We start from the raw sequence: 12,558 nt of genomic DNA on the forward strand, positions 1-12,558 counted from the left end.
ACGCGACCGTAACCAGGGGTTGACGAGTGGTGACAAAGCCCACTCGGCACCCGGGGAATAACCGGGTGCCGAGCGATCACAGCAGTTCGGGCGAGGTCAGACGGTGACGCCGTGCTCGCGCAGGTAGGCCAGCGGGTCCAGGTCGGAGCCGTAGGTGGGCGAGGTGCGGATCTCGAAGTGCAAGTGCGGGCCCGTGACGTTGCCGGTGGCGCCGGACAGGCCGATCTGGCTGCCCGCGCCGACGCTCTGCCCGGCGGAGACGCCGACCGAGGAGAGGTGGGCGTACTGCGAGTACTTGCCGTCGGCGTGCTTGATGACGACCTCGTTGCCGTAGCTGCCGTCCCAGCCGGCCGAGACGACGGTGCCCGCGGCGATCGACTTGATGGCGGTGCCGGTGGCGACGGTGAAGTCGGTGCCGGTGTGGTAACCGCTGGACCACATGGAGCCGTTCTGGTGGTACGGCGTGCCGACGGAGGCGTCGACGGGCTTCACGTAGGAACCGGTGGCCGTCGTGGTGCTCGCCTGGGTGGCCGTCGCGGTGGACGTGCCCGCCCCGGCCTTGAGCGTGAGCTTCGCGCCCGGCTTGATGTAGCCGGCGTCAGAGCCGATGACGCCCTTGTTGGCCTGGTACAGCTGCTTCCAGCCGCCCTCGACGTGCTGCGCGTCGGCGATCTTCGAGAGCGTGTCACCGGCCTTGACGGTGTACGTCGTCGCGCCGGCCGTGGCGGCCTGGGCGCCGGTGGCGCCGATGAGGGGCAGGGCGAGTGCGGCCCCGCCGACCGTGGCGACGGCGGCGGCCCGGGTGGCGCGCTGGGACTTCGGACGGCGGTGCTTTCCCTTGGCGGGCATGGCGGATTTCCTCTCCGTCGCCTGCGAGGTGAGCTGTCGGGTTCGGACTGGAGATGTCCGGCCGGGCCCGGTGCACGGGCTCGGCTCCACCCCGAGCCGCACTGGGGAATTCCCTCGGCGGCATGGTGCCTGTGGGTCCCCCGCTCCTGCCGTCACGGGTCGTCGTTCGGAGTCCGGGCGGCGGCAGGACTAGGCGTTCCGTCCGGATTGATTGGTGACCGTAAAGCAGGAGGAAACGCGGCGACAAGCGCCGAATTCGCTTGTGGTGGCGCTTTCTTGATCGTCTGGGAGTTCGCTGTGTCACCCTGCGTCGACGGCGCCGCTTTACCGGCGCCATACCTTCGGGAATTCCCCGGAGAGGAATGCCCGGCGACCGCCACGGACGGTCACCGTTATGAGCCTGCTCACGCACGTACCGGCAAACACCCTTGAACTGCGGACAGTTGACGCCGAACACCCCAAATCGGACAGATGGTTGCCTCGGAAACCCATGTCGTATCGTCGGGAGCGCGACCGCCCGCGAGCAACGCGGGCGAACCGACCGGGAGGAGCCCCCCGTGACGCAGCACGCCCCGTCCACCGAGCCCGAACTCACCGGAGTGCGCAACTTCCGCGACGTGGGCGGCCTCCCGACCGTGGACGGTCGGCGCGTGCGCCAGGGAGTGCTCTTCCGCAGCGGGCACCTCGCCCACGCCACGGACGCGGACGCGGCGTTCCTCACCGGGCTCGGACTGCACACGATCTTCGACTTCCGCAACGCGGCCGACCAGAGGCTGGAGGGCGCCGACGTGGCGCTGCCCGGCGTGCGGAACGTGAACCTGCCGCTGACCGACCCGGCCGACGGCGCCGAGTTCTGGGAGATGGTCCGCGACGGCGACATAGTGCAGCTGCGCTCCCTGCTCTCCGAGGGCCGCGCGGCGGACCGCATGATCACCTCGTACCGCACGATCATCAGCCGGCGCACCGGTGAGCACAGCCGGGTCCTGCACGCGATCGCCGAGGACAGCGTGCCCGCGCTCATGCACTGCGCGGCGGGCAAGGACCGTGCGGGCCTGTCGATCGCGGTGACGCTGCTCGCGGTCGGCGTGGAGCGCGACGCCATCGAGGCGGACTACCTGGAGTCGAACGCGAAGCACCGCCGCTACCGGGTGCACCGCAACAACAACACGGCGTCCGACGCCTACTCCCCCGAGGTCATGGAGCTGCTCAGCCCGCTCTTCGACGCCCGCGCCGAATACCTGCACGCGGCCTTCGAGACCATCGAGCAGACCTGGGGCAGCACCGACCGCTACCTCGCGGACGGCCTGAAGCTCAGCGCCGCCACCCGGGACCGGCTGACCGAGCGCCTCCTCGGCTGACCGCCGGCCTGCGCTACTGGCCCCCGCCCAGCGTGAACAGCATGTAGATGAAGGCCGCGAGGGCGTGTCCCGCGAAGACGTAGACGAGGACGCGGACCCAGATGCCGCGCGGCAGCTTGTCCTCGATGTCGCGCCGGGCGGACCGCCCGGCCGGCTCGACGTCCCCGGTCGTGTCACTCATGTCGCTCATCTCGCTCATGTCAGGCCTCCCGGATCGGGCCCGCGGCCGGGCCGAGGCAGAGCGCCGCGGTCGGGCTCTGCAGCAGGGTGTGTACGAAGAGGAGCTCGGCCCCGCTCTCGTCCGCGGCGGCGATCCGGTGCGGGGTGAGCGAGTCGAAGTGGGCGCTGTCCCCCGGGTCGAGCCGGTAGGACGTGTCGCCGAGGCGCAGTCTGAGCCGTCCTTCGAGGACGTACAGCCACTCCTCGCCGGGATGCACGCGCACCATGTCGCCCTGGGAGCCGTACGGCACGTGGACCCGCAGCGCCTGCATGCCGCGGCCGGGTGACCCGGCCTGGAAGTACGTCCAGCCGCCCGCCTCGGTGGCTTCCATGGCCCGCGCCCTGACCACGGACTCGCGGTCGGCCGGGGTCTCGCCGAGCAGTTCCGAGACCGTCGTACCGTAGATACGGGCGAGGGCGAGCAGCATCGGCAGCGAAGGCTGACGCTGGCCGGTCTCCAGGCGGGACAGGTGCGCCGGGGAGAGACCGGCGGAGCGGGCCGCGGCCTCCAGGGTGAGGGAGGCACGGCGGCGCAGGGCGCGCAGCTGGGGCGCTACGGCGGGCAGCTCCGGGGGTTCCGGAACCTCCTCCGGGAGGGCAGGGCTCATGCTCTCGATTCAGCCAGAACCCTGCCCCAGCGGCAAATTCTTTGCCTCAGAGGCAAACCGCCCTCATCGTCGCCTCTTCGGCGCCTCTTCGTCGCTCAGCGGTTGGCCACCGCCTGCTTGATCAGCGTCTTGCTGAAGTCCCACATGAGCCCGCCACCGCTGTGCGCGTCGTCCATGACGGCGGTGAACGCCTCCACGAATCGTTCCACATCGGCCTCGTCCACGACCAGCGGCGGGATCAGCTTGATCACTTCGAGGTGATCGCCGGAGACCTGCGTGAGGATCCGGTGCTTCTGCAGCAGCGGCACGACGACCATCTGCGCGAACAGGCCCTTGCGCGCGGCCTGCAGCATCGTCCAACGGCTGCGCAGCTTCAGGGACCTGGGCCTGCCGAACTCGATGCCGATCATCAGGCCGCGGCCGCGCACGTCGCTGAGCAGCTCGTAGCGGTCGACGAGCGCGGCGAGCCGGGACCGCAGGAGGCCGCCCATGGCGCGGGCGTTCGCGACGGTCTGCTCGTCCTCCATGACCGACAGGACGGCGAGCCCGGCGGCCATGGCCTGCGCGTTGGACCCGAAGCTCGCCGAGTGCACGAGGACCCGGTCCATGGACGAGTAGACCTTCTTGAAGATCCAGTCCTTGCCGAGCGTGGCGCCCACCGGTACGTAGCCGCCCGACAGCGCCTTCGCCACGCACACGAGGTCCGGTTCGACGCCGTCCTCGTGCTGGTACGCGTAGAAGTCGCCGGTGCGGCCGAGCCCGGTCTGCACCTCGTCGGCGATGAGCAGCGCCTTGTGCTTGTGCAGGAGTTCCTGCGCGGCCCGCAGGTAGCCGGGCGGCGCCTCGTGCACGCCCTTGCCCTGGATCGGCTCGACGATCAGACCGGCGACGTCGCCCTTCTTCAACTCCCTTGCCAGGGCGTCGAGATCGCCGAGCGGGACGGCGGTGTCGGGCAGCAGCGGGGCGAAGCCGTCGCGGAACCCGTCCTCGCCGTTGACCGACAGTGATCCGGTGGTCAGGCCGTGGAAGGCGTGCACGCAGTACAGGACCCGCGGCTTCCCGGTCGCGTACCGCGCGAACTTCAGCGCCGTCTCCACGGCCTCCGTCCCGCTGTTGCCGAAGAACACCCGGTCCAGGTGCGGGCTGTGCGCGATCAGCTTCTCGGCGAGCAGGCCCGGCAGCGGCTGGCAGTCGAACCGGGTCAGGTCGGCGAGCGAGGCGTCGAGGACGTCGTGCAGCGCCTTGCGCACGACCGGGTGGTGACGGCCCAGGCCCATGACGCCGAAACCGGCGAGCATGTCGAGGTAGTCGTTGCCGTCCGCGTCCCAGAAGTGCGCGCCCTCGGCCCGCTCGTAGACCTTGTCGAAGCCGATGGTGTGGAGCATCTTCGGCAGCTGGTGGTTGAGGTACCTGGCGTGCAGCTCGTACCGTTCGGCGCCGCGCTCGGCCAGCAGCGTGCCGAGGTCGAACTCCTTGCTCATGCGTCGTTCTCCTTGCCGGCCCTGCGGCCGAGACTCGTACCGATCCGCCCCGCGATCTCGACGGGCGTCAGACCGATGTCGGCGAGCACCTCGCTCCGTTTCGCGTGCGCCAGGAACTGCTCCGGGATGCCGAACCGCCGTACGGGGACGTCGACGTCGGTCTCCCCGAGGGCGAGTGCGACCGCCGAACCGACGCCTGCCGCCTTGCTGTTGTCCTCGACCACGGCGACGAGGTCGTGCGCGGCGGCCAGCGGCGCGAGGTCCGGGTCGACCGGCTTGACCCAGCGCGGGTCCACGACCGTGCAGCCGATGCCGCGCGCCGCGAGCAGCTCGGCCGTCTGCAGACAGACCGGGGCCATCACGCCGACGGACACCAGCAGCACCCGCGGATCCTCCGCCCGGTGCAGCACGTCCATGCCGCCCACCCGGTCCACCGCCGGGATCGCGGGGCCGACCGACTCCTTCGGGAACCGCAGCATGGTCGGCGCGTCGTCCACGGCGACGGCCTCACGGAGCTGGGCGCGCAGCTGGTCGGCGTCGCGCGGCGCGGCGATCCTGAGGCCCGGCACCACCTGGAGCACCGACATGTCCCACATGCCGTTGTGCGAGGCGCCGTCGACGCCGGTCACCCCGGCCCGGTCGAGCACGAACGTCACCCCGCAGCGGTGCAGCGCGACGTCCATGAGGAGTTGGTCGAAGGCCCGGTTGAGGAAGGTCGCGTAGACGGCGACCACGGGATGCAGCCCGCCGGTCGCGAGGCCGGCGGCCGAGACGGCGGCGTGCTGTTCCGCGATGCCGACGTCCCACACCCGGTCCGGGAACTCCTCGGCGAACCGGGTGAGGCCCACCGGGTGCAGCATGGCGGCCGTGATCGCGACGACGTCCTCCCGCTCCCGCCCGATCGCCGCGATCTCGTCGCCGAACACCGAGGTCCAGGACGGCCCGTTGGACGGCGCGAGCGGCTCGCAGGTGAGCGGGTCCATCACGCCGACGGTGTGGAACCGGTCAGCCTCGTCGGCGAGCGCGGGTTCGTAGCCGCGCCCCTTCTCGGTCAGACAGTGCACGAGCACCGGCCCGTGGAAGCGCTTCGCGCGCCGCAGCGCCGACTCGACGGCTCCCACGTCGTGCCCGTCGATCGGCCCCACGTACTTCAGGCCCAGGTCCTCGAACATGCCCTGCGGCGCGAACGCGTCCTTGAAGCCCTTCTTCGCGCCGTGCAGCGACTCGTACACGGTGTGCCCGACGACCGGGGTCCGCAGCAGCACGTCCTTGCCCCAGGCCAGCACCTTCTCGTACGAGTCGGTGGTCCTGAGGGTCGCCAGGTGGTTGGCGAGGCCGCCGATGGTCGGCGCGTACGAGCGCTCGTTGTCGTTGACCACGATGATCAGCGGCCGGTCCTTGGCGGCCGCGATGTTGTTCAGCGCCTCCCACGCCATGCCGCCGGTCAGCGCCCCGTCGCCGATGACGGCGACGACGTGGCCGCGCTCCCCCTGCACCTGCCGCGCCTTGGCGAGGCCGTCGGCCCAGCCGAGCGCCGTCGAGGCGTGCGAGTTCTCGACGATGTCGTGCTCGGACTCCTCGCGGGACGGATAGCCCGACAGGCCGCCCTTCCCGCGCAGCTTGCTGAAGTCCTGACGGCCAGTCAGCAGCTTGTGCACGTAGCTCTGGTGGCCGGTGTCCCAGACGAGCCGGTCCACCGGTGACTCGAAGACCCGGTGCAGTGCGATGGAGAGCTCCACCACCCCCAGGTTCGGTCCGAGATGACCGCCGGTCCTCGCCACCGCATGGATCAGGAACTCCCTGATCTCCGCGGCCAGTTCGTCGAGCTCCTCCTCGCTCAGCGCTTTCAGGTCGCGCGGCCCCCGGATGGTTTCCAGAATCGTCACGCTCGAGCCCCCTTCCCGTCCGTCCTCAAGAACTCAGCTCACGGTGACGTCGGGCGGGCCCGACGCGACGCCGTCCTGCTCCATCTGCTCGGCGATCTTCATCGCCTCCTCGATGAGCGTCTCCACGATCTTCGACTCGGGCACGGTCTTGACGACCTCGCCCTTCACGAAGATCTGCCCCTTGCCGTTCCCCGACGCGACGCCGAGGTCCGCCTCGCGCGCCTCGCCCGGACCGTTCACCACGCACCCCATGACGGCCACCCGCAGCGGCACCTCCATGCCGTCGAGCCCGGCGGTCACCTCGTCGGCGAGCTTGTACACGTCGACCTGGGCCCGTCCGCACGACGGACAGGACACGATCTCCAGCCGCCGCTGCCGCAGCCCGAGCGACTCCAGGATCTGGATGCCGACCTTGCACTCCTCGGCGGGCGGCGCCGACAGCGAGACGCGGATGGTGTCGCCGATGCCCTCGGCCAGCAGCGCCCCGAAGGCGACGGCCGACTTGATGGTCCCCTGGAACGCGGGACCGGCCTCCGTGACCCCCAGGTGCAGCGGATAGTCGCAGGCGGCGGCGAGCTGCCGGTAGGCGTTCACCATCACCACGGGGTCGTTGTGCTTGACCGAGATCTTGATGTCGCGGAAGCCGTGCTCCTCGAACAGCGACGCCTCCCACAACGCCGACTCGACGAGCGCCTCCGGGGTCGCCTTCCCGTACTTCTGGAGCAGCCGCCGGTCCAGCGAGCCGGCGTTGACGCCGATCCGGATGGGGGTGCCCGCTTCGGACGCGGCCCGCGCGATCTGCTTCACCTGGTCGTCGAACTTCTTGATGTTGCCCGGGTTCACCCGGACCGCCGCGCACCCGGCGTCGATCGCGGCGAAGACGTACTTCGGCTGGAAGTGGATGTCGGCGATGACCGGGATCTGCGACTTGCGCGCGATGGTCGCGAGCGCGTCCGCGTCGTCCTGCGTGGGGCACGCCACCCGCACGATCTGACAGCCGGAGGCGGTCAGTTCGGCGATCTGCTGCAGCGTGGCCCCGATGTCCGAGGTCCGTGTCGTCGTCATCGACTGCACGGACACCGGTGCGCCGCCTCCCACGGCCACCGGTCCGACCTGGATCTGACGGCTGACCCGCCGCTCTGCGATCGGTCGGACCGGTACCTCGGGGAGGCCCAGTGAGACGGGCTCTCCGGAACTCATGACGTGGTCACCCGCGATTCGACGCGACGGTCTCGGTCATGGCCCGCAGCGACTCCTTGAGCGAGCCCATGGTGGCGAGGACGGCGGTCGGCTCGTAGCCGCAGTGCGCCATGCAGTTGGCGCAGCGCGGGTCCTTGCCGCGGCCGTACGCGTCCCAGTCGGTCTTCTCGATGAGCTCCTTGTACGTGGTCACGTACCCGTCGCTCATCAGGTAGCAGGGCTTCTGCCAGCCGAACAGGGAGTAGTTCGGGATGGCCCACGCCGTGCACGGGAAGTCGACCTTGCCCTCGAGGAAGTCGAGGAACAGCGGCGAGTGGTTGAGCCGCCAGCGCCGCCGGTTGCCGCCCGCGAATGCCTTCTTGAACAGCTCGCGCGTCTGCGTGACGCCGAGGAAGTGCTCCTGGTCGGGAGCCTTCTCGTAGGCGTACGCGGGCGAGATCATCATCTCGTCGACCGCGAGGTCGTCGTTGAGGTAGTTGAGCACCTCGATGATGTTCTGCGGGGTGTCCGTGTTGAAGAAGGTCGAGTTCGTGGTGACCCGGAAGCCGCGCCGCTTGGCCTCCTTGATCGCCTCGACCGCCTCGTCGAAGACGCCTTCCTTGGCGACGGACTCGTCGTGCCGCTCCCGCATGCCGTCGATGTGCACGGTGAAGGCGAAGTACGGGGACGGCTTGAACTTGTCCAGCTTCTTGCGCAGCAGCATCGCGTTGGTGCAGAGGAAGACGTACTTCTTCCTGGCCACCAACTGCCGCACGATCTCGTCGATCTGAGGGTGCATCAGCGGCTCGCCGCCGGCGATGGACACCATCGGCGCGCCGGACTCGAGGACGGCGCCGACGGCCTGCGCGACGGGCATGCGCTGCTTGAGCACCCCGGCCGGGTGCTGGATCTTTCCGCAGCCTTCGCACTTCAGGTTGCAGGCGAAGAGCGGCTCGAGTTCGACAATGAGCGGAAACTTGTCCCGCTTGCGGATCTTCTGTTCGGCGAGATATGTCGCAACCTTGATGGACTGACGCAGCGGCATGGCCATCTGGGCTCACCTCCGAGGGAGCAGCAAAGAACGGTGCCATTCGAAAAAAGCGGGAAGGACGGCACGAAGGACACGGAAAGCCGATAGTCCACCGCGAAACGTGCCGATCCGGACGAGTTCATGTTCTGGAGCGTCCACGACCACCCGGACGGCCGCAACAGGACGGCCCTCCTGCGCGGCGGCCGTGCGCAGCGTGGCCGCCGACTCCATGTCGACCGCGATCGCGCCGGTCGCGAGCAGGTCACCGCGCTCGTGACCGCGCACGACGTGGTCGGAACCGGTGAGCGGGCCGGTGTGCACGGTTCTCCCGGGCACGGCCTTGACCAGCTCCTTGACCAGGAGTTCCGTACCGGCGCACGGCGTGCTCCCGTGCGCGTCGCGGGTCTCCTCGGCCACGACCAGGTCACCGGGGTGCATGCCGGGCGCGAGCCCGGCGCAGAACCCGGTGGCGAGCACGGCGGCGTCGCTGAGCGCGGCGTCGCCGAGGGCGCGCGTCATGGCCCGTTCGGCGGCCCTGGGACCCATGCCCGTACGGAGCAGGGTCACCGGGGTCCGCGCACCGGCACGGCTGCCGGTGCGCAGGGCGACGTGCTCGATGCCCAGCGCGCAGGCGACGAGCAGCGGCGCGGTCTCCGGCGGGCGCGGGCCCGCCGGGTTGCCGGTCATCAGCTCCCCTTGGCGGACGCGTCGGCGGACACGGTGGCGGACACCTTGGCGGACACGTTCGGTCCCTGGGCGCTGAAGGGCTCGCCGTGGACGAACCGGCCGAGCGCGGTCAGCGGGAACACCTGCCGGTACAGGTGGTAGTTGATCGAGAAGTCCCAGGGGAAGCCGGTGCCGGTGAAGTACGGCTCGTCCCAGGTGCCGTCCGCGGTCTGGGTCTCGACGAGGAAGGCGATCCCCCGCTCGACGGCCTTGGAGTCCCGCTCGCCGGCCGAGAGCAGCGCCATCAGCGCCCACCCGGTCTGCGAGGCGGTGGAGACACCGTGGCCCTTCCAGTCCTCGTAGCGGTACGAGCGCAGGTCCTCGCCCCAGCCGCCGTCGTCGTTCTGCACCGACTCCAGCCAGTCGACCGCGCGCCGGATCGCGGGGTGCGAGGCGGGCAGCCCGGCCGCGACCAGCGCGGGCAGCACCGATCCGGTCCCGTAGACGTAGTTGACGCCCCAGCGGCCGAACCAGGCGCCGTTCGCCTCCTGTTCGGCGAGCAGCCACTCGATGCCGCGGCGGGTGCGCGGATCGTGCGACATGCCCTCGACGGCGAGCATCTCGACGACGTGTCCGGTGACGTCCGCGGACGGCGGGTCGATGACCTCGCCGAAGTCGCAGAACGGCAGCCGGTTGGGGAACGGGCTGGTGTTGTCGACGTCGAAGGCGGCCCACGCCCCGTTCCTCGACTGCATCCCGAGGTTCCAGCGCACCCCCCGCTCGATGGCCTTCTCCATCCGCACCGTGTCGGGGTGCCGGACGCGGCGCAGGGCGAGCACGACCTCCGCCGTGTCGTCGATGTCGGGGTAGTTGTCGTTGTGGAACTCGAACGCCCAGCCGCCGGGCTCGACGCGGGGCTTGCGCACCGACCAGTCGCCGGGCCGGTCGATCTGCTCGTCCAGCATCCACGTCGCCGCCCTGATGAGGGCCGGGTGGTCGGCGGGCAGCCCCGCGTCCGCCAGCGCGATCGTCGCGAGGCAGGTGTCCCACACCGGTGACTGGCAGGCCTCGATCATCCGGGCCCCGTCCTCGCGCCACACGGCGAACCGGTCCAGGGACTCCAACCCGGCCTTCAGGACCGGGTGTTCGAGGTCGTAGCCGAGCAGGTGCAGGGCGATGACCGAGTAGACGGCCGGGGGCTGGATGCCGCCCCAGCAGCCGTCGTTCTCCTGCCGCTCGATGATCCAGCGGGCCGCGGAGTTCATGGCGGCCTTGCGCAGCCGCTTGAGCGCCACCTTCTGGTAGCCGTGCATGAGCTTGTCGAGCCGCTGGAACGCGCCGTCCCAACTCGCCACGGGGGCAAGGGGTTTGGCGGGGTTGGGGTTCCGGGCGTCGGTGTGCAGCTCGTCGAGCGGGAACGGTGCGGGCCGCACCGGGCGTTTCGCGGACACGATGGTGAGCGGCACGATGGTCTGCCGCGCCCAGCATCCGAAGTCGTAGATGTTGAGCGGCATCCACTTCGGGAAGTAGATGAGCTCCGGCGGAAGTTCGGGGAGGTCGTCCCACTTCCACCAGCCGAACAGGGCGAGCCAGATCCGGGTGAAGACGCGGCTCGCGGCGATGCCGCCGCGCTCGCGGATCCAGGCGGAGGCCCTGGCCATGTGCGGGTCGTCGGGTGCGTCGCCGGCCAGCCGCAGGGCGACGTACGCCTCGATGGTGGTGGAGAGTTCGCCCGGTCCGCCGTGGAAGGTGGCCCAGGTGCCGTCGTCGCGCTGCTCGCCACGGATGAAGAGGGCGGCGGCGGTGGTGGTGGCCTCGTCGCGGATGCCCAGGAACTGGCGGAGCAGCAGGTCCTCGGCGTCCATCGTGACGTTGGTGTCGAGGTCGCCCTTCCACCAGCCCCGGTCGTCCTGCCGGGCCAGCAGGAAGTCCGTGGCGCGCTGTATGGCCCGGTCGGCGGCGTCGTGCGTCCCGGCCGCCTCGGGGGTCGTGTCGGTCAGTGGGGCAGTGGTGGCCGAGGTCGCTTCGGGAGCTACTGCTCCGGTGCTTCCGTCGGTCGTCGCTGTCATGGCTATCCCTTCATGCAGTGGTGCTGATGCTGGGTAACCGTCGGCCGATGCCCTGGAGGGACACCGGCCGGCGACGCGAGTCATATGCGGCCGATAGTGATCATCTCTTCCGTACGACGACGAAGTCGGCGAGCGCCGCGAACTGGGCGCGCACCGTGGCGGGCATCTGGACGGAGTCCAGCGCTTCGAGGGCGACCGTGTGCTGGCGCCTGGCCTCCTCGGCGGTCCACTCGCGCCCGCCGGCCTCCTCGATGAGGGCGGCGCGGGCGGCGAAGTCCGCCTCGGTGAAGGTGTCGAAGTCGGCGTTCTTGGCGTCCGCGGCGAGGATCTCACCGAGCCGCTCGGAGGCCGGGCCGCCCGCGCCGAGCGCGGCGACGACCGGCAGCGACTTCTTGCGCTGGCGCAGGTCGCTCCAGGTCTGCTTGCCGGTGGACTCGGGGTCGCCCCAGATGCCGAGCAGGTCGTCGACGGCCTGGAAGGCGAGGCCCAGGTGGTAGCCGTACTTCTCCAGGGCGTCGGCCGTCGCGTCGTCGGCGCCGCCGAGGACCGCGCCGATGGAGGAGGCGCAGGCGAGCAGGGCGCCCGTCTTGTTGCCCTCCATCTCCAGGCACTCCACGACGCTGACGCGCTCGCGGTGCTCGTAGGAGATGTCCTGGGCCTGCCCGTCGATGAGGGCCCGGGTGGCCGTGGTGAGCCGGCGCGTGGCGCGGCCCGCGTCCACGGACTCCAGCTCCAGCAGTATTTCGTTGGCGAGGGCGAACAGGGCGTCGCCGACCAGGATCGCCTGGGCCGGGCCGTGCACCTTCCACACGGTGTCGCGGTGGCGGCGCTGCTCGTCGCCGTCCATCAGGTCGTCGTGCAGCAGCGAGAAGTTGTGCACGAGCTCGACCGCGACGGCGCCGGGCACCCCGACCTCGGGGGCGGCACCCGCGGCCTGCGCGGAGAGCACGGCGAGGGCCGGTCGCACGGCCTTGCCGCCGTCGCCGTCCGCCGGGTTGCCCTCGGCGTCGATCCAGCCGAAGTGGTAGGCGGCGACGGTGTCCATGGGCGGTGCGAGGCGGTCGACCGCCTTCTTGAGGACCGGTGTGGCCAGGGTTCGGCCGCGCTCCAGAAGCGCGGTCACGTCCACCGCGTCGGCAGCCTGCTCGGCCGAGGGCACAGGTGGCACAGTCTCTCCTTGATATGGCGTTCCAGCCGGTGTCGGCGTTCCTAC

At 70.5% G+C, this 12,558-nt stretch carries 11 protein-coding genes and 1 riboswitch; of the genes, 1 reads left to right on the plus strand and 10 read right to left on the minus strand.

Annotated features, from left to right (window positions below; genetic code table 11):
* Positions 1-96: 96 nt before the first annotated feature.
* Positions 97-849 (minus strand): M23 family metallopeptidase, encoded by a 753-nt coding sequence (locus M4J07_RS04465; RefSeq protein ID WP_255967399.1) that lies wholly within the window; start codon positions 847-849, stop codon positions 97-99.
* Between the two features lie 3 nt (positions 850-852).
* Positions 853-1,024, minus strand: a riboswitch (cyclic di-AMP (ydaO/yuaA leader).
* 382 nt (positions 1,025-1,406) lie between these two features.
* Here M4J07_RS04465 and M4J07_RS04470 point away from each other — a divergent pair.
* Positions 1,407-2,207: a tyrosine-protein phosphatase gene (locus tag M4J07_RS04470; protein WP_255967400.1), complete on the plus strand. Its 801-nt coding sequence runs from the start codon at positions 1,407-1,409 to the stop codon at positions 2,205-2,207.
* Positions 2,208-2,220: 13 nt separating this feature from the next.
* Here the strand turns inward: M4J07_RS04470 and M4J07_RS04475 are convergent, their stop codons facing one another.
* The 9 genes from M4J07_RS04475 to M4J07_RS04515 form a co-directional block, all read right to left on the minus strand.
* Entirely contained in the window at positions 2,221-2,406 is a 186-nt protein-coding gene (locus M4J07_RS04475; RefSeq protein ID WP_255967402.1) for a DUF6126 family protein, read from the minus strand.
* A gap of 1 nt (position 2,407) precedes the next feature.
* A complete protein-coding gene (locus M4J07_RS04480) occupies positions 2,408-3,034 on the minus strand; it encodes a helix-turn-helix domain-containing protein (protein WP_255967404.1) in 627 nt (208 codons plus the stop codon).
* Positions 3,035-3,129: 95 nt separating this feature from the next.
* On the minus strand, positions 3,130-4,515 hold the full coding sequence (locus M4J07_RS04485) for an aspartate aminotransferase family protein (protein WP_255967406.1): 1,386 nt from the start codon (positions 4,513-4,515) through the stop codon (positions 3,130-3,132).
* Positions 4,512-6,401: a 1-deoxy-D-xylulose-5-phosphate synthase gene (dxs, locus tag M4J07_RS04490; RefSeq protein WP_255967409.1), complete on the minus strand. Its 1,890-nt coding sequence runs from the start codon at positions 6,399-6,401 to the stop codon at positions 4,512-4,514. The genes M4J07_RS04485 and dxs overlap by 4 nt, the downstream gene beginning before the upstream one ends.
* A gap of 33 nt (positions 6,402-6,434) precedes the next feature.
* Positions 6,435-7,601, minus strand: coding sequence for a flavodoxin-dependent (E)-4-hydroxy-3-methylbut-2-enyl-diphosphate synthase (gene ispG, locus M4J07_RS04495; protein WP_255967411.1), 1,167 nt, complete (start codon positions 7,599-7,601; stop codon positions 6,435-6,437).
* A 7-nt stretch (positions 7,602-7,608) separates the two neighbouring features.
* A complete protein-coding gene (gene hpnH, locus M4J07_RS04500; RefSeq protein WP_255967414.1) occupies positions 7,609-8,631 on the minus strand; it encodes an adenosyl-hopene transferase HpnH in 1,023 nt (340 codons plus the stop codon).
* A 6-nt stretch (positions 8,632-8,637) separates the two neighbouring features.
* Positions 8,638-9,297 (minus strand): phosphorylase family protein, encoded by a 660-nt coding sequence (locus M4J07_RS04505; RefSeq protein WP_255967416.1) that lies wholly within the window; start codon positions 9,295-9,297, stop codon positions 8,638-8,640.
* On the minus strand, positions 9,297-11,345 hold the full coding sequence (shc, locus tag M4J07_RS04510; protein ID WP_255967417.1) for a squalene--hopene cyclase: 2,049 nt from the start codon (positions 11,343-11,345) through the stop codon (positions 9,297-9,299). Before shc ends, M4J07_RS04505 begins: the two co-directional genes overlap by 1 nt.
* A gap of 100 nt (positions 11,346-11,445) precedes the next feature.
* Entirely contained in the window at positions 11,446-12,504 is a 1,059-nt protein-coding gene (locus M4J07_RS04515; RefSeq protein WP_255967456.1) for a polyprenyl synthetase family protein, read from the minus strand.
* Between the last annotated feature and the right edge of the window lie 54 nt (positions 12,505-12,558).

It is taken from the genome of Streptomyces longispororuber, assembly GCF_024448165.1.
GTDB lineage: Bacteria > Actinomycetota > Actinomycetes > Streptomycetales > Streptomycetaceae > Streptomyces > Streptomyces longispororuber_A.

Bases quoted from the DNA above. Each gene is read 5' to 3' on its own strand.
- M4J07_RS04465 (WP_255967399.1), bottom strand. From the start codon at position 849: ATGCCCGCCAAGGGAAAGCACCGCCGTCCGAAGTCCCAGCGCGCCACC.
- M4J07_RS04475 (WP_255967402.1), bottom strand. From the start codon at position 2,406: ATGAGCGAGATGAGCGACATGAGTGACACGACCGGGGACGTCGAGCCG.
- M4J07_RS04480 (WP_255967404.1), bottom strand. From the start codon at position 3,034: ATGAGCCCTGCCCTCCCGGAGGAGGTTCCGGAACCCCCGGAGCTGCCC.
- M4J07_RS04485 (WP_255967406.1), bottom strand. From the start codon at position 4,515: ATGAGCAAGGAGTTCGACCTCGGCACGCTGCTGGCCGAGCGCGGCGCC.
- ispG (WP_255967411.1), bottom strand. From the start codon at position 7,601: ATGAGTTCCGGAGAGCCCGTCTCACTGGGCCTCCCCGAGGTACCGGTC.
- hpnH (WP_255967414.1), bottom strand. From the start codon at position 8,631: ATGGCCATGCCGCTGCGTCAGTCCATCAAGGTTGCGACATATCTCGCC.
- M4J07_RS04505 (WP_255967416.1), bottom strand. From the start codon at position 9,297: ATGACCGGCAACCCGGCGGGCCCGCGCCCGCCGGAGACCGCGCCGCTG.
- shc (WP_255967417.1), bottom strand. From the start codon at position 11,345: ATGACAGCGACGACCGACGGAAGCACCGGAGCAGTAGCTCCCGAAGCG.